This window comes from Stenotrophomonas pavanii (assembly GCF_900101175.1).
In the GTDB taxonomy this organism is placed as follows: Bacteria; Pseudomonadota; Gammaproteobacteria; order Xanthomonadales; family Xanthomonadaceae; genus Stenotrophomonas; species Stenotrophomonas pavanii.
The window spans coordinates 49604-67487 of record NZ_FNFQ01000014.1 but is presented as its reverse complement, the minus strand read 5'-3'; the positions used below and the strand labels follow the sequence as shown (position 1 = coordinate 67487).

General features: G+C 68.4%; 20 protein-coding genes. 12 read left to right on the top strand and 8 right to left on the bottom strand.

What is annotated here, in order from left to right:
* Positions 1 to 14 precede the first annotated feature (14 nt).
* Positions 15 to 1067 (bottom strand): sugar phosphate isomerase/epimerase family protein, encoded by a 1053-nt coding sequence (locus tag BLS66_RS19175; protein ID WP_049467354.1) that lies wholly within the window; start codon positions 1065 to 1067, stop codon positions 15 to 17.
* A 95-nt stretch (positions 1068 to 1162) separates the two neighbouring features.
* Here BLS66_RS19175 and BLS66_RS19170 point away from each other — a divergent pair, with 95 nt between their 5' ends.
* From BLS66_RS19170 to BLS66_RS19155, 4 genes are all read left to right on the top strand, one after another.
* Positions 1163 to 2170, top strand: coding sequence for a LacI family DNA-binding transcriptional regulator (locus tag BLS66_RS19170; RefSeq protein ID WP_049467352.1), 1008 nt, complete (start codon positions 1163 to 1165; stop codon positions 2168 to 2170).
* A gap of 147 nt (positions 2171 to 2317) precedes the next feature.
* On the top strand, positions 2318 to 3370 hold the full coding sequence (locus tag BLS66_RS19165) for a sensor domain-containing diguanylate cyclase (protein ID WP_053505872.1): 1053 nt from the start codon (positions 2318 to 2320) through the stop codon (positions 3368 to 3370).
* Between the two features lie 116 nt (positions 3371 to 3486).
* Complete coding sequence (locus BLS66_RS19160) at positions 3487 to 4512, top strand: AI-2E family transporter (RefSeq protein WP_049467349.1); 1026 nt, start codon at positions 3487 to 3489, stop codon at positions 4510 to 4512.
* A gap of 161 nt (positions 4513 to 4673) precedes the next feature.
* On the top strand, positions 4674 to 6416 hold the full coding sequence (locus tag BLS66_RS19155) for a GGDEF domain-containing protein (protein ID WP_074726552.1): 1743 nt from the start codon (positions 4674 to 4676) through the stop codon (positions 6414 to 6416).
* Positions 6417 to 6424: 8 nt separating this feature from the next.
* On the opposite strand, the gene BLS66_RS19150 is transcribed toward BLS66_RS19155, so the two are convergent.
* Both BLS66_RS19150 and BLS66_RS19145 read right to left on the bottom strand, forming a co-directional pair.
* Complete coding sequence (locus BLS66_RS19150) at positions 6425 to 6931, bottom strand: PaaI family thioesterase (RefSeq protein ID WP_049467345.1); 507 nt, start codon at positions 6929 to 6931, stop codon at positions 6425 to 6427.
* A gap of 40 nt (positions 6932 to 6971) precedes the next feature.
* Positions 6972 to 7409: a hypothetical protein gene (locus tag BLS66_RS19145; RefSeq protein ID WP_053462419.1), complete on the bottom strand. Its 438-nt coding sequence runs from the start codon at positions 7407 to 7409 to the stop codon at positions 6972 to 6974.
* A gap of 269 nt (positions 7410 to 7678) precedes the next feature.
* On the opposite strand from BLS66_RS19145, the gene BLS66_RS19140 reads away from it, so the two are divergent.
* The 6 genes from BLS66_RS19140 to BLS66_RS19115 all read left to right on the top strand — a co-directional run bounded on the left by BLS66_RS19140 (position 7679) and on the right by BLS66_RS19115 (position 12480).
* Positions 7679 to 8125, top strand: a complete 447-nt coding sequence (locus tag BLS66_RS19140) for a pyridoxamine 5'-phosphate oxidase family protein (RefSeq protein ID WP_053462420.1) — start codon at positions 7679 to 7681, stop codon at positions 8123 to 8125.
* Between the two features lie 87 nt (positions 8126 to 8212).
* The gene (locus tag BLS66_RS19135; protein ID WP_074726551.1) at positions 8213 to 8794 is read left to right on the top strand and encodes an NMCC_0638 family (lipo)protein; all 582 of its coding nucleotides are present in this window, start codon (positions 8213 to 8215) and stop codon (positions 8792 to 8794) included.
* Positions 8795 to 8978: 184 nt separating this feature from the next.
* Positions 8979 to 9446: a DUF2975 domain-containing protein gene (locus tag BLS66_RS19130; RefSeq protein ID WP_057494211.1), complete on the top strand. Its 468-nt coding sequence runs from the start codon at positions 8979 to 8981 to the stop codon at positions 9444 to 9446.
* Positions 9446 to 9670 (top strand): helix-turn-helix domain-containing protein, encoded by a 225-nt coding sequence (locus BLS66_RS19125; protein ID WP_005408494.1) that lies wholly within the window; start codon positions 9446 to 9448, stop codon positions 9668 to 9670. The genes BLS66_RS19130 and BLS66_RS19125 overlap by 1 nt, the downstream gene beginning before the upstream one ends.
* 43 nt (positions 9671 to 9713) lie before the next feature.
* On the top strand, positions 9714 to 11255 hold the full coding sequence (locus BLS66_RS19120) for a TerC family protein (protein WP_057494174.1): 1542 nt from the start codon (positions 9714 to 9716) through the stop codon (positions 11253 to 11255).
* Between the two features lie 88 nt (positions 11256 to 11343).
* Complete coding sequence (locus BLS66_RS19115) at positions 11344 to 12480, top strand: metallophosphoesterase (RefSeq protein WP_074726550.1); 1137 nt, start codon at positions 11344 to 11346, stop codon at positions 12478 to 12480.
* Positions 12481 to 12533: 53 nt separating this feature from the next.
* On the opposite strand, the gene BLS66_RS19110 is transcribed toward BLS66_RS19115, so the two are convergent.
* The 5 genes from BLS66_RS19110 to BLS66_RS19090 all read right to left on the bottom strand — a co-directional run bounded on the left by BLS66_RS19110 (position 12534) and on the right by BLS66_RS19090 (position 16183).
* The gene (locus tag BLS66_RS19110; protein ID WP_074726549.1) at positions 12534 to 13172 is read right to left on the bottom strand and encodes a ferric reductase-like transmembrane domain-containing protein; all 639 of its coding nucleotides are present in this window, start codon (positions 13170 to 13172) and stop codon (positions 12534 to 12536) included.
* Between the two features lie 147 nt (positions 13173 to 13319).
* Positions 13320 to 14072, bottom strand: a complete 753-nt coding sequence (locus BLS66_RS19105) for an HvfC family RiPP maturation protein (RefSeq protein WP_074726548.1) — start codon at positions 14070 to 14072, stop codon at positions 13320 to 13322.
* The gene (locus BLS66_RS19100; protein ID WP_074726547.1) at positions 14065 to 14910 is read right to left on the bottom strand and encodes an HvfB family MNIO-type RiPP peptide maturase; all 846 of its coding nucleotides are present in this window, start codon (positions 14908 to 14910) and stop codon (positions 14065 to 14067) included. The genes BLS66_RS19105 and BLS66_RS19100 overlap by 8 nt, the downstream gene beginning before the upstream one ends.
* A 56-nt stretch (positions 14911 to 14966) precedes the next feature.
* Complete coding sequence (locus BLS66_RS19095) at positions 14967 to 15443, bottom strand: HvfA family oxazolone/thioamide-modified RiPP metallophore (RefSeq protein WP_057494169.1); 477 nt, start codon at positions 15441 to 15443, stop codon at positions 14967 to 14969.
* A 95-nt stretch (positions 15444 to 15538) separates the two neighbouring features.
* Positions 15539 to 16183 carry an HvfX family Cu-binding RiPP maturation protein gene (locus BLS66_RS19090; protein ID WP_057494168.1) on the bottom strand — a complete coding sequence of 215 codons (645 nt, stop codon included), beginning with the start codon at positions 16181 to 16183 and terminating at the stop codon, positions 15539 to 15541.
* Between the two features lie 342 nt (positions 16184 to 16525).
* Here BLS66_RS19090 and BLS66_RS19085 point away from each other — a divergent pair, with 342 nt between their 5' ends.
* Positions 16526 to 17320, top strand: coding sequence for an alpha/beta fold hydrolase (locus BLS66_RS19085; protein WP_057494167.1), 795 nt, complete (start codon positions 16526 to 16528; stop codon positions 17318 to 17320).
* A gap of 3 nt (positions 17321 to 17323) precedes the next feature.
* Entirely contained in the window at positions 17324 to 17869 is a 546-nt protein-coding gene (locus BLS66_RS19080; protein WP_057494166.1) for a redoxin family protein, read from the top strand.
* The last annotated feature ends 15 nt before the right edge of the window (positions 17870 to 17884 follow it).

Below are 17884 nucleotides of genomic sequence, written 5' to 3'. Positions count from 1 at the left end.
GGGGCGGTCTTGGCTCAGATTCCCAGCATGCGGTGCAGTGACGCGGCGTCGGTGCCGCTGTCGGCAAAGTCGTCGAAGGCGCGTTCGGTCACGCGGATGAGGTGGTCGCGGATGAAGGCGGCGCCCTCGCGCGCGCCGTCTTCGGGGTGCTTCAGGCAGCACTCCCATTCCAGTACCGCCCAGCCGGGGAAATCGTACTGGGCGAACTTCGAGAAGATCGCCCTGAAGTCGATCTGGCCGTCGCCCAGTGAACGGAAACGGCCCGGACGATCGATCCAGTCCTGATAGCCGCCATACACGCCGCTGCTCGCGCTGGGACGATACTCCGCGTCCTTGACGTGGAAGATGCCGATGCGCGCGTGGTAGCGGTCGATGAAGCCCAGGTAGTCCATCTGCTGCAGCAGCAGGTGGCTGGGGTCGTACAGGATCTTCGCGCGCGGGTGGTGGTCCACCACGTCGAGGAAGCGTTCAAAGGTCGCGCCGTCGTGCAGGTCCTCGCCGGGGTGGATCTCGAAGCACAGGTCCACGCCGCAGGCGTCGAAGGCATCCAGGATCGGGCGCCAGCGGCGGCCGAGTTCGGCGAAGGCTGCATCCACCAGCCCGGGGGGGCGCTGCGGCCAGGGGTAGAAGTAGGGCCAGGCCAGTGCGCCGGAGAACGTGGCGTGTGCGGTCAGTCCCAGCCGCTGGCTGGCTTTGGCGGCCAACAGCAGCTGCTCCACCGCCCAGGCCTGGCGGGCGGCCGGATCGCCGCGCTTTTCCGGCGGCGCGAACCCGTCGAACAGCGCGTCATAGGCGGGATGGACGGCCACCAGCTGCCCCTGCAGGTGGGTCGACAGTTCGGTGATCTGTACGCCATGCCCGGCCAGCATGCCGGCAATGTCGTCGCAGTACGCCTGGCTGCGGGCGGCCTCGGCCAGGTCGAACAGGTGGGGCGCGGAGGTGGGGACTTGTACGCCAGAATAGCCCAGACCCGCGGCCCATCCGGCCAGCGTGTCCAGCCGATCAAAAGGAGCTGTGTCGCCGATGAACTGCGCCAGGAACAGCGCTGGACCCTTGAGCGTCTTCAACGTGATTCGCCCTCGATGCAATCGATTGCATTATCCTAGCAGGGGCTTACGCAGGACCTGTTGTGCAGTGCACAGCGGGCAGGAGAACTAACGCCATGGCCACCATCTACGACATCGCAAGACACGTCGGCGTGTCCGCCGGTACGGTGTCGCGCGCGCTTTCGCGGCCGGACAAAGTGCTGCCGGCCACCCGCGCGCGGATCGAACAGGCGGCCGCCTCGTTGGGCTATGTGCCCAACACGGTGGCGCGCACGCTCAAGACCCAGCGCAGTGGCAAGATCCTGGTCACCGTCCCGGACATCGCCAATCCGTTCTTCGCGCAGATCCTGCAGGGGGCGGAGGAGGCCGCGCAGGCGGTCGGCTATGCGGTCCTGCTGGGCGATACCCAGCATCAACCCGACCGCGAGGAGCGCTACGCGCAGATGCTCAGGCGCAACGAGGCCGACGGCATGATCGTGCTCGGTCATCGCCTGCCGCCCACCGCGCGCGAGATCGTCGAGCAGCGTGGCGCCGCCGCGCCGGTGGTCAACGGGTGCGAGTTCGACCCCGCACTGGGTATCCCCAGCGTCCACATCGACAATGCGGCCGCCGCACGCACCGTGATGGAGCATCTGTACGCGCTGGGACACGAGCGGATCGCCGTGGTCGGCGGGCCGCCCGACAACCCCCTGCACCAGCAACGGCTGGAAGGGGTCCGCGCGGCCGGCAGGGCGCGTGGCCGCCTGCGCCAGCTCAGCATCGTGCCGGGTGACTTCTCCGTGGAGTCCGGGCATGCGGCGGCAATGGCGCTGCTGCACGCCACGCCTGTTCCGACCGCGGTGTTCTGCTTCAGCGACCAGATGGCGCTGGGCACCCTCGCGGCCTGCCGGGACCTGGGCATCCGCGTGCCGGACGACCTGTCCGTCGTCGGCTTCGACGATCTGGCGTCGTCGCGTTACCTCACCCCGCCGTTGACGACCGTCCGCCAGCCCATGCGCGAGATCGGCGAGCGCGCGGTCAACCTGCTGCTCGCGATCATCGATCAGGCCGATGTACCGCTTCAGCAGACGCTGGAGTTCAGTTTCATGCTGCGCGGTTCGACGGCGGTGCCCAGGCCCGGGTGAGCGCGGAGCGGGGCGGCGGCGGGCAGCCATCCGGCGGTCGCGGCAGCGTGCAACCTTGATCCCGAATTGACGCCGGGCTGTCAGACTCATCGCAGGCAGCCCGGCAAGGGCCGTAGCAGCAGGTGCGATCGTCCAAGGGGGTCGGCAATGCCGTTCTTCACCGATTCGACGGAAGGCGCGGTCGAAGGCATTGGCGCGGCACGGCGCATTGGCTGGATGCGCTTCGTTGGCAATGGACTGGGGGCGATCCCCATCGCCTCGATCATGCTCGAACGCGGGGACGGCGGACCGGCGTGGAGCCTGCTGCTGCTCAACGCACTGGCGTGGCCGGCACTGGCCCTGTTGCTGACCCGGCGCTCCCGCCAGCCGGCAGTCGTCCAGTTCCGCTGCATGGTGGCCGATTCCTTCTTCGGCGGTGGCTGGATCGCGTTCATGGCGCTGAGCGCCGTGCCCAGCGCGCTGTTCGCTGCACTGCTGGTGGCCGACAAGATCGCCGCCGGTGGCGTGCGCTTGGCGATGCGCGCCACGCTGGCGCTGCTGCTGGGCTTCGCGCTCGCCTGGTGGGCGCTCGGGTTTCCGTACCAGCCGGTGACGTCGCAGCGCACGATCGTGCTCAGTGTGCCGTTCCTGTTCGTCTATGGCATCGGCCTCAGCATCCTCAGCTGGCAGCTGGCGCGCCGGGTCAAATCGCAGAACCGCCAGCTGCAGCGGCTCAGCCGGATGGATCCGCTGGTCGAGCTGGCCAACCGTGGATTCCTGATCCTGCGCGCGCAGCAGGCGCTGGACCGGGCGCAGGGCCAGGGCGGCTTTGCCTGCCTGCTGATGCTCGATGTGGACGACTTCAAGCGCATCAACGATTCGCATGGCCACCGCGCCGGCGACGAGGTGCTGCGCCATGTCGCGGCGACGTTGCGCACGTTCGCGCGGCCGGGGGATACCCCGGCGCGGCTCGGCGGCGACGAGTTCGTGGTGCTGCTGCACGACTGCGCGCCCGCCGATGCGATGCACGTGGCCGAGCGCGTGCGCCTGCACTTGCTTGAAGCCGCGCGCCAGGCCACGCCGGGCGTGGAATTCAGCGTGAGCATCGGCATTGCCGCCACGCCGCGCGGGGGCAGTGTCGAGGACTGGCTGGCACTGGCCGACCGCGCGCTCTACCACGCCAAGCGGCAGGGCAAGAACACGGCCAGCTACGGCGAATGAGTGCAGCGGGCGGCGGCAGGGCGGCCACCGGATGAACGCGTAATACCCGTTCAGCCTGCACGCCGAATCGGTGGGTCAATCCTCTACCATGGGCCACCCCGCCCGGACGCGCTCCCATGCAAGATGCTCTTGTTGCCCCGCCCAAGCCCCCGATTGCCAGGATCGCGGCCTGGTTGATGATGCTGCTGGGCATGTGGCTGGCGCTGAAACTGGGCCTGGTGGTGACCCTGCTGTCCGGCCTGCTGGTGTTCCAGCTGACCCACGTTCTGGCGTCCACCGTGGAAGGCAGGCTGCCGCCGGGACGGGCACGGGCGATCGCGGTGATCGTGCTGTCGGCGATCATCATCAGCGCGCTGGTGCTGGCCGGGATCGGCGTGGCCTCGTTCTTCCGCAACGAGACCGGCGGCCCGGACGCACTGCTGGCGCGGCTGATGGAGATCCTCAACACCTCGCGCCACCAGGTGCCGGCGCTGCTGCAACCCTACATTCCCGAAGACATGCCAGCGCTGCGCGCGGCGCTGAACGACTGGGCCGCCGAGCATCAGCGCCAGCTGGGCGTGGCCGGTACCTCGGTGGTCCAGGTGGGTGTGCGCGTGCTGATCGGCATGGTGCTCGGCGCCATGATCGCGCTGTATGACGAACTGCCGCTGCCGAAGATGGGCCCGCTGGCGCAGGAGCTGATCGGGCGCACCAGCCGCCTGGCCACCGCCTTCCGCCAGGTGGTGTTCGCGCAGGTGAAGATCTCGCTGCTCAACACCGTGTTCACCGCCATTTTCCTGCTGGGCGTGCTGCCGTTGTTCGGCATGCACCTGCCGCTGTCCAAGACCCTGGTGCTGATCACTTTCCTGGCCGGCCTGCTGCCGGTGGTGGGCAACATCATCTCCAATACCATCATCACCATCGTCGCGCTGTCGGTCTCGTTCTACGTGGCGGTGGCGGCGCTGCTGTACCTGATCGTGATCCACAAGCTGGAGTACTTCCTCAACGCGCGCATCGTCGGTGGCGAGATCCAGGCCCGCGCGTGGGAACTGCTGCTGGCCATGCTGGTGATGGAAGCGGCCTTCGGCCTGCCGGGCCTGGTCGCCGCGCCGGTGTTCTATGCCTACGTGAAGCGCGAACTGGTCGACCAGCGCTGGATCTGACGCGGCTGGGCATGACGCCATTGCCACGATCCGAGTGCCGGCGCGGCCTTGCCGTTGGGTTCGCGGCGGGTGCGCCATACCCACGGGCACGGTTGGCCCGGTAGCGGCTTGGCGCCCGCGTAGCCGGCCGCTACAGTGAGCGCACTTCAGGGGAATATTGCATGGCCCGCAAGGCGTCGCCCATTGGATTGCGGACCTGGGTCTGGATCCTGGCCGGGCTGTTCGTGGTCTGTACGCTGCCCTTGATGGCCATCGCGCTAGTGCAGGGCACGCTGCGCTTCACTGCCGCCGAGGACAATCTGGTCAGCCTGCGCCAGCTGCGGCAGACCTTTGACCTGGCCAACCGGGTGTCGGCCGAACGCGGCCCGGCCAACAGCCTGCTGGGGGCAGACCCGGCCGATGCGGACGAACAGGCACGGCTGGCAGCACAGCTGGCGGTCGCGCGCCGGCGGGTCGACGCCGCCCTGCTGCAGCTGGACACCGCGTCGAGGGCCGATCCGGACGTGGTCGGCGCGCACGGGCTGCTGGCCGACGCGCGACGTCGCCTGCACTCGGCGCGGGCCGCGGTGGACCGGGTGGCGGCACAGCCGCAGGGTGCACGCCGGGTGGAGGACGTGGAGCGCGCGATCAGCAGCATGTTCGCCGTGGTGGACCGCCTGCACGTGCTGACCTCGGCGCAGATCAACGCACTGGTCAGTGCCGACCGCGAAGCAGCGATTCCCGCGATGCAGGGCCAGGTGCTGATCGACCTGCGCGAACATGGGGGCCGCCTGGCTTCGAACGTGATGGCGCCGGTGGCGGTCCCGGGGGCATGGCGTGATGAACAGGTCCGTGCCGCATTGCAGACCGAAGGCCGCCTGCTGGAGCTGTGGCGGCTGGCCGGCAGCCATGAAGCGGTGTACCGCAGTGATCCGGGGCTGTCCTGGCATTGGGACATGGCGCGCCGGCAGTTCTTCGGCGAATCGCTGCCGATGATCGAACGGCTGATCGACGATGGCCGGCGCGGCGTGCGCCCGCCGTGGACCGCCGCCGAGTTCACCGCACGCTACGTGCCGACCCTGCAGTCGCTGGAAGCGCTGCGCGACGGTTACCTGACCGTGGCCATCGCCCGTTTCGAGCACGCCCGCAACCGTGAAGCCATGCGCCTGGTGGTGCTGGTGGCAACGGCACTGGGTACGCTGGTGGTACTCGGCGTGGCCCTGCGCATTGCCCACCTGCAGATCCTGCGGCCACTGCTGCAGGCGCAGAAGCAGGTGGTCCAGATCGCCTCGGACGCGCCCGGTCCGGCGCAGCACGTGACCCACCCGCTGGCCGAGATGCAGCGCCTGTTTGATGCCATCGAAGTGCTGCGCGAAAAGTCGCGGGAGCGCTCGGCCCTGACCAGCGAGCTGCGCCAGCTGGCCGGCACCGATGAACTGACCGGGTTGTTGAACCGGCGCGCGCTGGATGAGAGGCTGCAGCAGCGCCACGCTGATGGCGGCAACAGCGCGGTGGTGATCCTGCTCGACGTGGACCGTTTCAAGGCGATCAACGACGGCCATGGCCATGATGCGGGCGACCAGGTGCTGGTGCAGGTGGCGCGCCTGCTGCAACGGCACCTGCGGCGCAGCGACAGCGTTGCCCGCTACGGTGGCGAGGAGTTCCTGGTGCTGCTGGCCGATGGCGATCTGGCCGGCGGGCGCCAGCTGGCCGAATCGCTGCGCGTGGCACTACAGCAACTGGACATCGCACTGGCCGGTGGCAACGTGCTGCGCGTTACCGCCAGCTTCGGTGTGGCCGAGGGCGGGACCGATGCACTGGGCTGGCGCACGCTGCTGCGCGCTGCGGACGCGGCCATGTACCAGGCCAAGGCACAGGGGCGCGACCGCGTGCGCGTGGCCGGCGGTGGCCGCAACCTGCGCTGAGCAGTGCATCAGCCGATGCGTGCATGCACGCGCCGAAGCGTCCGCGCGATCATGCGGCGCGCAATCGGCCGTGGCACCGACAGCCCGCGCCAGCGCAACGCGCCCACCCGGAAGGTGGCGCTGGCGGTGGCCAGCACCTTGCCGGTCGGATCGGTCAGCCAGCCGCGGGTGAAGGCGATGCTGCCCTTGCTGTGCTCGACTTCGCCCCAGCCGATGATCCGCCCGGGCCGCGCCGGGCTGACGAAGCTGGTCTTGGACTCCACCGTGACCGCGATGCGATTGGCCGGCAGCGTGGCGTAGATTGCCGGCCCCATGCAGTCATCGAGCATCGCAGACAGGAATCCCCCCTGCACGTTGCCCATCGGGTTGGTCAGCAGCGGGCGGGCCTCGAATTCGACCTGGATGCGGCGCCGTGCATCGTCGTAGTCGACGAAGCGCCAGCCAAGCAGGGTGCCGGCCTGGGAACGCGGCAGATCACCGTTGACCACGCGGTAGAAGATCGATTCGGGATTCATCGTGGAGCCTCGTGGGGAGGGGGGGAGGGGGGAGGGGAACTCACCGGGACAGTGACAGCACGGCCAGCACGAAGCCGAGGAGCGACAGCAGCACCACGGCCGCGCCGGTGGATACCGGGGTACACGCACCGGTGCGTCGCCGCACGCCGGAGGCGACCAGCACCGGCGGCACGGTGGCGACCAGGCAGAACAACTGGAACGCCAGCAGCTGGGGCAGCGCGAAGTGACCGCCGAAGAAGATCAGCCAGGCCAGCATCACGCCGGCGCCGGCCAGCGCGATCCAGCCTGCCCCCACCACGCGGATGAGGGCCATCACCAGCACCTGCATGCGGGGTTCAACCGCAGCCCAGGGCAGGCCGACCGCCTGGCCGTGGTAGGGCATGAAATCGGAACGCCTCAGGTAGGCCGCGGCGAACAGCGCGACAATGACGAACGCCAGCAGGTAGCAGCCGAACGCGAGCCAAGCGAACAAGTCCATGTGGAGGCCATGCGGTTGCGGAGGAGTCGCCGCCCGCACGCCGGCGGCCATGCCGGTCGTGCGACGGGTTGCGCGATTCTGGGGCAGCACGCCGTTAGGGACGCGTCGCGGCTTGCAGGGCCGTTCCTCCATCTGCCGTTAACGCCAGTGTGGTGGTGAGGCATGCGTCACGCACGCGCCATGCGCTCTATCTCGTTTCCTGTGAAGAGGCCGCAACTGGCCATCCACGCTTCGGTCACCGCGCTGCGCAGAGGCTGGGATTCCATCCGATGAAGGACGACGCCGTGACCCAGCTCACCCTGCCCGAACTGGCCAAGAAGATGGCCGGCATTGATTTCACCCTGCTGCAGACCCACGCCGGTGGAGAGATTGCCGGCCGTCCGATGAGCAACAACGGCGACGTGGACTATGACGGTGACAGCTGGTTCTTCACCACCGAAGACACCGACATGGTGAAAGAGATTGAAGCTGACCCGGCCGTTGCCCTGGGGTTTTCCGGCAGCAAATCGTTGCTGGGCAAGCCGCCGCTGTTCGTGCACGTCCAGGGCAGGGCTGCGCTGGTGCGCGATCGCGCCACGATGAGCCAGCACTGGGTGAAGGACCTGGAGCGCTGGTTCGAACAGGGCGTGGATACACCGGGGCTGGTGCTGATCCATGTGCGCGCCAGCCGCATCCACTACTGGGATGGTGAGGACGAGGGCGAGCTCACAGTCTGACCCGGCGGTGGTAGGGCAACGCAGCCGTTGCGCGCCGCGCCCGGGCTTTGCCATCCTCCCCGCTGCGTTCCGCACCGTGGAGTTCCAATGCGCCCTGCCATCTGGCTGATCCTGGCCCTGCTGCCTGCCCTGGCGGCAGCGCCGCCTGCACGCGCAGCCAAGGCCAACGCACAGCCGCAGGACTCCTTCAGCGAGTTGTTCGATACCGCCTGCATGCAGCACATCGGCGCGCCGGCGCGGTTGCAGTCGTTGATGGAATCCAACGGGCTGTCGCCGCTGCCGCCGGCCGAGGCCGCGACCCTGCTGCAGGGGCAGCCGGGCGTGGCCTGGATGGTGCCGCTGGCCAGCGGCCGTTATGCGGTCAGCTGGGCCGATGATGGCACCTGCTCGGTGTATGCGGAGAAGGCCGACGCGGCAGTGGTGCAGAAGGGTTTTGCACGACTGGTGCAGGCCGCACCGAAGCCCTTGCAGGCACGCTCGCTGCCGGGCCGTGGGCCCTTGTCGGCCGACCAGGTGGCGATCCAGTACGGCTGGGCCGCGCCGGGACAGGCCAAGCTGCAGGCGCGCTTCCGGCTGGTCACGCGGCAGGCGCCGGAGGCTGGCGTGCAGGCGATGGCCTCGGTGACGCCCGGTGAGGCGATGCGGGAGCAGAGCACGCCGGGGCCCTGATCGGAACCCCCGAGCACGGTTCAGCCTTTCACGCTGGTTGTGGTATATCGTTTATCGATAAATCCACCCGGGGCGGCGAGGCCGCTCCAATGCCGGAGGCCGCTTGACCGCTCGTCCCGCCCGCGCCAGACCGGCGCGAGGCCTGTTTACCCTGGCCCAGGCCGCCGTCCAGGCGGTGCGCGCGATGTGCTGGCTGGGCATCCTGGCCGCACTGCTGGCCGTGCCGCTGGTCGCCCACGACCGCCGCTGGCTGCTCGACAGCGTCCATGACGCCGGTGCCGCCGCCGCGCACGGCAATGACCTGTTCCTGCATTTCTGCCTGGGCCTGGGCGCAATCGTCGCGCTGCTGGTGCTGTGCCTGCTGTTCCTGCGCCATCTGCTGCGGCTGCTGAAATCGGCGGCGCGCGAGCGTCCGTTCACCCACGCCAACGCACAGCGCCTGCAGCGCATGGCCTGGCTGATGCTGGCGATGGAGCTGCTGTCGATCCTGATCGGCGCCTACGCGGCCTGGATGGGCCCCGACTTCACCTGGATGGAGGTGGGCGGCGGCATGTCGATCACCGGCCTGGTGGCGGTGCTGATGCTGTTCGTGCTGGCACGCGTATTCGCTGTGGGCGCGGTGATGCGCGATGACCTCGATGGTGTCATCTGATGGCGATTGTCATCACCCTGGACCGCATGCTGCAGGAACGGGGCATGACCCTGTCCGAGCTGGCCGGTCGCATCGACATCACCCTGGCCAACCTGTCGATCCTGAAGACCGGCAAGGCGCGCGCCATCCGCTTTTCCACGCTCGATGCGATCTGCCGCGAGCTGCAGTGCACGCCTGGCGACCTGCTCGGGCATGACCCGGCGCAGGCGCAGGACGCGGACTGAGTGGACACCCTTTTCCCCTACCTACTGACGAAACGGACCTGAAATGGAATGGTTGGCTGACCCCTCGATCTGGATGGGCCTTGCAACCCTGGTCGTGCTGGAGATCGTTCTCGGCATCGACAACCTGGTGTTCATCGCGATCCTGGCCGACAAGCTACCGCCGCACCAGCGTGACCGCGCGCGGGTGATCGGCCTGGCGCTGGCGCTGCTGATGCGGCTGGTGCTGCTGGCTGCACTGGCCTGGATCATGAAGCTGACCGCGCCGCTGCTCACGCTGTTCGACCACAGTTTTTCCGGGCGTGACCTGATCCTGCTGGGCGGTGGCCTGTTCCTGCTGTTCAAGGGCACCATGGAGCTGCACGAACGGCTGGAAGGCCGCGAACATCACGAGGACGGCAAGAAGGTCTACGCCAGCTTCACGATGGTGGTGGCGCAGATCGTGGTGCTCGATGCGGTGTTCTCGCTGGACTCGGTGATCACTGCCGTCGGCATGGTCGACAACCTGGGCGTGATGTATGCGGCCGTGACCATCGCCATGGCGCTGATGCTGCTGGCCAGCAAGCCGCTGACCCGCTTCGTCAACAAGCATCCCACGGTGGTGGTGCTGTGCCTGGGCTTCCTGCTGATGATCGGCTTCAGCCTGGTGGCCGAAGGGCTGGGCTACAAGATCCCGAAGGGCTACCTGTACGCAGCGATCGCCTTCTCGATCCTGGTCGAGGCGTTCAACCAGTGGGTGCGTTTCAACCGCGAGCGCAACGAGCGCCGCCTGCCGTTCCGCCAGCGCACCGCCGATGCCGTGCTGCGCATGCTCGGCGCGCGCCCGGCCAATGGTCATGACGATGAAGGCGTGGACGCGCAGGTGGACGCTGAAGAGCGCCTGCAGCCGGCCGAACACGAGATGATCCGCAGCGTGCTCGGTCTGGCCGATCGCCCGGTGTCGAGCGTGATGACCGTGCGCGCCGACGTGCAGTGGATCGACCTGGCGCGTGGGCAGGAGGACGTCGTGGCGCGCCTGGTGGCGTCGCCGCATACCCGCCTGCTGGTGGGTGAGGGTGACCTGGACAGCCTGCGTGGCGTGGTGCAGAGCCGCGATCTGCTGGCCGACCTGCTGCAGGGCAGGCCCCTGCACCTGGAAGGCAACCTGCGCGAACCGCAGTACGTGCTGTCCAGCGCCAGCGCATTGCAGGCGCTGGAGCTGATCCGCCAGCATCCGGTGCCGCTGGCCGTGGCGGTGGACGAGTACGGCAGCGTGGAAGGACTGGTGACCGCCAACGACCTGCTGGCGGCGATTGCCGGTGACCTGGTCGATACCCAGGACGAGCGCTATGGCGTGGTCGCGCAGGGCGAGGGCCAGTGGGAGGCCGACGGTGCATTGACCCTGGACGACCTGCAGCGCCTGGCCGGCGTGTCGCTGCCGCGCAGTGCCGACTACATGACCATCTCCGGGCTGGTGCTGGAGCAGCTGGGCCGGCTGCCGGACATCGGCGATGCGGTGGAGGTGGCGGGCGTGCGCATCACCGTGCTGGCGATGGAGAAGCGCCGTATCGCCCGCCTGCGGGTGGAACGCCTCGACGGAATGGCCTGACCACCTGTTGTTGTAGAGCCGAGCCCAGGCTCGGCTCTACACAGCACGACCCGCAGCCGTCACCATGGCGGCCCGCTTTCTTTCCAGGATGGTTGCAGTGCTGAGTACGATCGGTTTGTTGATGGGCCTGTATGTGGCCTGGCGCCTGTTCTGGCCACTGCGCATGCCCACTTGGCTGAAGCTCGCGCTGTCGCTGCTGCTGGTGGGCGTAGCCGTGCAGCTGCGTATCGTCGCCACCTTCTGGGGCACGATGGCGTCGCCGGAAATTCCGAAGCTGGCCATCGCCACGCTGGCCACCGGCTCCACGGCGGTGTTGCTGCTGGCGTTGCTGATGCTGGCGATGGATGTGGGCCTGCTCGCGTCCCGTCTGCTGCGCTGGCCTCGTGCGGTCGCCGCATTGCGCACGCGGCGCTTGCGGCCGGCGGCTGGCGTGCTGGCCCTGCTGGTCAGTGGTTATGGTGTCAGCCAGGGCATGGCAGTGCCCCAGCCCCGGCAGATCGAGGTGAGCATTGCCGGGCTGCCCGCTGCGTTCGACGGCTATCGCGTGCTGCAGCTGACCGACATCCATGCCAGCCGTCTGCTGACCGGCGACTGGGTGCGCAGGGTGGTGGATGAGAGCAACGCATTGACGCCGGACCTGATCGTGATCACCGGCGATCTGATCGACGGCAGTGTCGAGGCCCGCCGTGACGACGCGCGCCCACTGGCGGATCTGCGGGCGCCGGACGGTGTCGTCGCCATCACCGGCAACCACGAGTATTACGCGCAGTACCAGGCATGGATGCAGGCGTTCCGCGCGCTGCACATGCAGGTGCTGGAGAACAGCCACCTGCAGGTGCGGCGTGGCGACGCGGCGCTGACCATTGCCGGGGTCACCGATCCGGTGGCCGCACGCTACGGCCTGCCGCTGCCGGATCTGGACGCCGCCTTGGCCGGCGCCGATCCCGCCGCGCCCGTGATCCTGCTCGATCACCGCCCGCGCAATGCACGTGCGGCAGCGGCGCGCGGCGTCAAACTGCAGCTGTCCGGCCATACCCACGGCGGGCAGATCATCGGCATGGACCAACTGGTGAAGCGGGCCAATGGTGGCTTCGTCTCCGGCCGCTACGACGTGGATGGGATGACGCTGTACGTGAGCAATGGTGCGGGCCTCTGGGCCGGTTTCCCGGCACGCATCGGCGTGCCGTCGGAGATCACCCTGGTGACACTGCGCCGCGCACCGTGACCTGGAGTGGGTCAGATCCCTTTTCCTGGGGAAAGGGATCTGGCCCCGGGTCGTCAGGCCGTCCGCAGCGGTGGCCGCGCATGGGCGCTTCGGCGCAGCGCCTGCGCCCGCTTGGCGATCCAGCGCACCACGAAGGCGGTGAACAGCAGTGCCGATGGCACCGCATACCAGACGTTGCCCGGCACGCGCTTGAAGTACGAGTAGGTGAACACCGCCGCGATGATCCACATGCCGGTGACGTGCAGGCGACGCCAGGCAGTGGGCCCCATGCGCCGGGCGAGCCCCCGGTGCGAGGTGATGACCAGCGCCAGGATGGCGAGGTAGCCCACCGTGCCCGGAAGGTTGGCCAGCGCGGATCGTGCAGGCCAGAACGCCGGATTGAGGATGCCGAAACTGGTGATGGCGATTGCATGCAGCAGGTGCGAGAACGCGAAGGACAAACCGACGGTGCGCCGTTCGCGCAGCAGGAACCGGGTGAGTGGGCCCGGTAGCAGGCTGGCGAACGACGATGCCGTGAACGCCGCCAGGAACAGCAGGAACGACGTGCGTGCAGTGACCCGGATCGCCGCACGGCTGCCTTCGGCTGCATCGGGATGCAGGGCGAAGGCCGCCAGTGCGAACGCGATCAGGACCACGGCGATGGCCACGAACAGGCGCCAGCCGTGCAGGAAGGGAGTATTGGATGCAGCCATGGTGAGACCTCGAAGTAGTGGGCGGGTCGTGCCGGCCGCTGGCCGGTCAAGGAACGGGTAGTGCTGGCCGCTGGCCGGTCAAGGAACGGGTAGTGCCGGCCGCTGGCCGGTCAGGGAACGGGTAGTGCCGGCCGCTGGCCGGCAACCTCAGGAAGAAGGCAATGCAACCAGCACGCCTGCCGCGCACAGTTCATCCAGAACGGGCGCGCAGGCCACGCGCAATGCATCCGTTGCCACGCCATGTGTTTCGGACAACACCTGCAGTGCCTCATCCACCGGCGCGCCGTCGTCACCAAAGACCGACAGCAGCGCGTAGGCCAGCGGCGACAGTTGCTCGACCTGCAGGCTGAAATCGGCGAGGCGCCGGATCAGCAGCAGCGTGGGCGCAGCGCTCAACACCGACCCCGGCCCCTCGTCCTCGTCCTCGTCCTTGTCCTCGTGCACCGGCCACTGGTAGCCAAGCACTCTTGCCAACGGCGACACCGCCAGCACATCACTGCCCACGGCAGCGCGGCACAGCGCACGCCCGGCGTCACGCGCTTCGATGTACAGCGACTGCCGTGTGCTCTCGTAGTGCGCCAGTTCCGCCGCCCAGCCCGGCAGTGCCAGCGTGTCCTGCACCGCCAGCCAGGCCGCGAACTCGTCGGCGATCCGTGGGAACAACGGGGTCTGGCAGGTGTGGCGGGCGTAGTAGTGCTCCACCGTGTCGCGCCAGCGCGGCGTGCCCAACTGCTGTCGCAGGTGCGGCAGGCTGCCGGCCAGCAGAGTGTCCAGGCTGTCGATGCACAGGCGGCGGTATACCGCCAGCCTGCGTGCCTCGATGCCATCGGGTGCGGCCACTGATGGGTCGCGCACATGGTCGGCCCAACGCCGTTGCAGGGTGGCCAACGACTCAGCCATGGACCACCTCCGGCCAACATGCCTCAACCTGCACCTGGCGGATCTGCGCAACCTCGGCCAGCAGCTCGGCCAGTGGCGGGAAGTTGAAGTCGCGTTCGAGCAGCGTGGGACGCACGCCCACCCGCATGTAGGCCTCGCGCAACAGCGCCCAGACCACGCCTTTCACCGGCGCACCATGGGTATCGATCTTGAAGCCATCGTCTTCATCGAAGTGGCCCGCCACGTGCAGCGAGGCGACACGCTGGGACGGCACGCGGGCCAGGAATTCGAAGGCGTCGTAACCGTTGTTGCAGGCGTTGACGAAGACGTTGTTGACGTCCAGCAGCAGGTCGCAGTCGGCCTCGGTGAGCACGGCGTTGATGAAGTCGATCTCGCTCATGTCCGCGCCGGGAACGGCGTAGTAGGAGATGTTCTCCACGGCGATGCGCCGGCCCAGCACGTCCTGCACCTGGGCGATGCGACCGGCGACATGGTGAACGGCCTCGGCAGTGAATGGCAGTGGCAGCAGATCGTAGACGTGGCCACCGGCGGCGCAGTAGCTCAGGTGTTCGCTGTACAGCTGTACCTGGTGCAGGTCGAGGAAGGCACGGGTCTGCGCCAGCAGGGTGCGGTCCAGCGGATCAGGACCGCCCAGCGACAGCGACAGGCCGTGGCAGGTCAAGGGGTGCCGCTCGCTCAGCTGGCGCAGCGCGGCGCCATGGGCACCGCCGACGCCGATCCAGTTGTCGGGGGAGACCTCAAGGAAGTCGATGCTGCCGGCCGGTGTTGCCAGCAGTTCGTCGATCAGTCCGCGGCGCAGGCCAAGGCCGGCAGCAGTGGGGGGCAGGGGCAGGGACATGGCGGATGCTCCAGCGAGAGGGCGCCGCCCTGATGGCGGCGCCGGTTGGACGTCGATCAGTCGGCAACGCGGGCGAACAGGCCCTTGGGCATCGGCTTGCCGTTGGCGGTGTAGACGCTGCGCAGGTAGTCGTGCGCCTCCTGTTCGCTGATGTAACCGTCGTGGTCGGTGTCGATGCGGTCGAATTCGGCGGCACGCGTGGCAGCCACAGCGTTGAACTCGGCACGCGAGACCCGGCCGTCGTGGTCGCGGTCGGTGCGGGCAAACGAGGCGTCGCCGCACTTGCCTTCGCCACACTGGCCCTCGGCCACCTTGGCCTTGCCAGCGGGCTTGCCGGTGGCGGCCTTGTTGGCCCCACACTTGCCTTCACCGCACTTGCCTTCGGCGGCGGCGCTCATGGCCACCGCGCTGATCGCCAGCGGTTGGATCGCGGCGGCCTGGCCGGCCAGCAGCAGGCCACCGGCCAGGGCGATGCCGATGGCACCGATGCGCGGCAGGCGGAAGGAAGAAGTGTTCTTGGTCGAGATGGACATGGTGGTGACTCCTTGGGAAAGCACGCGGGGCGTGCGGGATGGACGCCGCCGAAGAGGCGACGGAAAGCGAAGCGCGCGGGAACAGGGGAGTCGGCTCAGGCGGCGCGGCGACGGCGCAGCAGATGGACCAGCAGCAGCACACCGCCGAGCAGGGCACCGCCGAAGCCGATGCCGGGCAGCAGCGCGGCAACCGGCAGCAGCAGGGCGATCAGGCTGACGCCCCAACCCAGGCCGTCATTGCCTGCCGTGGCGCGGCCGGGGCCGGCCAGCAGCCGGTCCACGCTGAGTGCGCCACCGCCGTTGAGGATCAACGGCAGCAGCATGGCCAGGAACAGCAGCGGCAGCTTGAAGTTGCCGTAGCCCTGGTCGGTGATCGCATAGCCCTGCCAGAGTTCACCCAGGCCGTTCCATTGGTCGGGCCAGTGCACGGCGGCGATGGCAACGATGGTGAGCACCCAGAAGACGTAGGCCACCGAGCGCGTGGCCAGGCCGAGCAGCAGCATCACTGCACCCACCAGTTCCAGCCACGTGGCCAACTGCCAGTTCAGCGACGCGGGCAGGGTGGAGAACGGGAACGGGAAGCGGCCTTCCAGGTCGGCGAACCAGTTCTGGCCGCCCAGCTTCTCGCGGCCGGATTCAAAGAACTCCCAGGCCAGCAGCGTGCGCAGCGCCAGCGGTGACAGCCAGCGGCCGACGGCGTCCAGTCGGGGGGTATATACGGAAGAGGCGGTGCTGATCATGGTGGTGTCCTGCGGGCCAGTGGTCGATGGAGGCCATTTCAGGCGGCGCAGGTATCGGCAACGTGTGCCGTTGCCCGGGGTTTTGTCAGCGACTGTGGCCGCGCCCGGGTTTCGTACAGTCAGATACAAAGACGATGCGTTGAGCCACATCGGGACGTTGCGCGCCCGCGTGCGGGGGGCGATATCCACCCGGCAGTGCCCGGCCAGGACCGGCGCCGGAATGTATCCCAATGTAGAAACCCGCCTGCGCCCTACAGTCCGGTACAACTCCGCGCCACGGAGAAACAGCGCCGATACACCGGCAGGCGGAAATGGCCACTCCCAACACCGGAGTGCTTCCCCATGATCCGTACCTCGTTGCTCGCCGCCGCTCTCGCCCTTGCTGGCACCGCCGCCCCCGCCTTCGCTGGCCAGGCCGATACCGCTGCACCGCCCACCGTCATCCTGGTGCACGGCGCGTTCGCCGATGGCTCCAGCTGGAGCAAGGTCATCAGCACGCTGCAAGACTGGAAGCTGCCAGTGGTGGCCGTGCAGAATCCGCTCACCTCGTTGGCCGACGACGTCGCCGCCACCCGCCGCGCGATTGCCGCCGCGCCCGGCAAGGTGGTGCTGGTCGGCCACAGCTGGGGTGGCACGGTCATCACCGAAGCGGGCAATGACCCGAAGGTGCAGTCGCTGGTGTACGTGGCGGCCTTCGCACCGGATGCAGGGCAATCTTCGGCGCAACAGGGCGAAGGTTTTCCGGTCGGTCCGGGCCTTGCCCGACTGCAGGAAAGGGACGGCTACCTGACGTTGCCGGCCGATGCCATCGCCCAGGACTTCGCGCCGGATGTGATGAAGAAGTCCGCCACGCTGCTGTACAGCACGCAGGTCCCGTTGAAGGCCAGCGCGCTGGGCGAAGTGGTGAGCGTTGCGGCGTGGCGCAGCAAGCCGAGCTGGTACGTGCTCAGCCGCGATGACCGCATGCTGTCGCCGCAGCTGCAGGCCGCGACCGCACGTCGCATCGGTGCACAGCTGCAATCGATCGGTAGCAGCCATGTGTCGCTGCTTTCGCATCCGGCGCAGGTGGCTGACAGCATCCTGGAAGCGGCGGGAGTGAAGCCGGCAGAGCTGCCGCTGGCCGAGCAGGGGGGCTGAGCGATGACCGCGCTGCGTGCGTACGCGCTGCCGTTGCTGATGGGACTGCTGGGTGGGGCTGCGCTGTTGATGGCCTGGCCCAGCCCGGAGGCCGATGCGCAGCCGGCCCAGGCCGTTCCCGCTGCCGGGTTCGATGGTGGCGGGCCCTGGCACAACAGCACGCCGCTCACACTGGAGCAGTTGCGGGGGCAGGTGGTGCTGGTCGAGTTCTGGACCTACACCTGCAGCAACTGCCTCAACGTGGCGCCGTATGTACACCAGTGGCATGCACGCTACGCGCCGCAGGGGCTGCGGGTGATCGGCGTGCATACCCCGGAGTTCGCCTATGAAGGGCTGCCTGGCAACGTGCGCAGGGCCATCACGCGGCTGGATATCACCTGGCCGGTGGTGCAGGACAACCAGTACCGGATCTGGAACACCTGGGGCAACCGCTTCTGGCCCGCGCTGTACCTGCTCGACCGGCAGGGGCGGGTGGTCTACCGCCATTACGGCGAGGGCGACTACGCACGCACTGAAACCGAGATCCAGCGCCTGCTGGCCAGCCCCTGAGCCGCGCTACCATGG

What these genes read in the sequence shown, in the direction of transcription:
- BLS66_RS19150 (WP_049467345.1), bottom strand. Translation starts at nt 6,931, where the DNA reads ATGAATCCCGAATCGATCTTCTACCGCGTGGTCAACGGTGATCTGCCG.
- BLS66_RS19115 (WP_074726550.1), top strand. Translation starts at nt 11,344, where the DNA reads ATGGTTGCAGTGCTGAGTACGATCGGTTTGTTGATGGGCCTGTATGTG.
- BLS66_RS19120 (WP_057494174.1), top strand. Translation starts at nt 9,714, where the DNA reads ATGGAATGGTTGGCTGACCCCTCGATCTGGATGGGCCTTGCAACCCTG.
- BLS66_RS19140 (WP_053462420.1), top strand. Translation starts at nt 7,679, where the DNA reads ATGAAGGACGACGCCGTGACCCAGCTCACCCTGCCCGAACTGGCCAAG.
- BLS66_RS19095 (WP_057494169.1), bottom strand. Translation starts at nt 15,443, where the DNA reads ATGTCCATCTCGACCAAGAACACTTCTTCCTTCCGCCTGCCGCGCATC.
- BLS66_RS19105 (WP_074726548.1), bottom strand. Translation starts at nt 14,072, where the DNA reads ATGGCTGAGTCGTTGGCCACCCTGCAACGGCGTTGGGCCGACCATGTG.
- BLS66_RS19165 (WP_053505872.1), top strand. Translation starts at nt 2,318, where the DNA reads ATGCCGTTCTTCACCGATTCGACGGAAGGCGCGGTCGAAGGCATTGGC.
- BLS66_RS19130 (WP_057494211.1), top strand. Translation starts at nt 8,979, where the DNA reads ATGTGCTGGCTGGGCATCCTGGCCGCACTGCTGGCCGTGCCGCTGGTC.
- BLS66_RS19100 (WP_074726547.1), bottom strand. Translation starts at nt 14,910, where the DNA reads ATGTCCCTGCCCCTGCCCCCCACTGCTGCCGGCCTTGGCCTGCGCCGC.
- BLS66_RS19145 (WP_053462419.1), bottom strand. Translation starts at nt 7,409, where the DNA reads ATGGACTTGTTCGCTTGGCTCGCGTTCGGCTGCTACCTGCTGGCGTTC.
- BLS66_RS19160 (WP_049467349.1), top strand. Translation starts at nt 3,487, where the DNA reads ATGCAAGATGCTCTTGTTGCCCCGCCCAAGCCCCCGATTGCCAGGATC.
- BLS66_RS19125 (WP_005408494.1), top strand. Translation starts at nt 9,446, where the DNA reads ATGGCGATTGTCATCACCCTGGACCGCATGCTGCAGGAACGGGGCATG.
- BLS66_RS19135 (WP_074726551.1), top strand. Translation starts at nt 8,213, where the DNA reads ATGCGCCCTGCCATCTGGCTGATCCTGGCCCTGCTGCCTGCCCTGGCG.
- BLS66_RS19110 (WP_074726549.1), bottom strand. Translation starts at nt 13,172, where the DNA reads ATGGCTGCATCCAATACTCCCTTCCTGCACGGCTGGCGCCTGTTCGTG.
- BLS66_RS19085 (WP_057494167.1), top strand. Translation starts at nt 16,526, where the DNA reads ATGATCCGTACCTCGTTGCTCGCCGCCGCTCTCGCCCTTGCTGGCACC.
- BLS66_RS19080 (WP_057494166.1), top strand. Translation starts at nt 17,324, where the DNA reads ATGACCGCGCTGCGTGCGTACGCGCTGCCGTTGCTGATGGGACTGCTG.
- BLS66_RS19155 (WP_074726552.1), top strand. Translation starts at nt 4,674, where the DNA reads ATGGCCCGCAAGGCGTCGCCCATTGGATTGCGGACCTGGGTCTGGATC.
- BLS66_RS19170 (WP_049467352.1), top strand. Translation starts at nt 1,163, where the DNA reads ATGGCCACCATCTACGACATCGCAAGACACGTCGGCGTGTCCGCCGGT.
- BLS66_RS19090 (WP_057494168.1), bottom strand. Translation starts at nt 16,183, where the DNA reads ATGATCAGCACCGCCTCTTCCGTATATACCCCCCGACTGGACGCCGTC.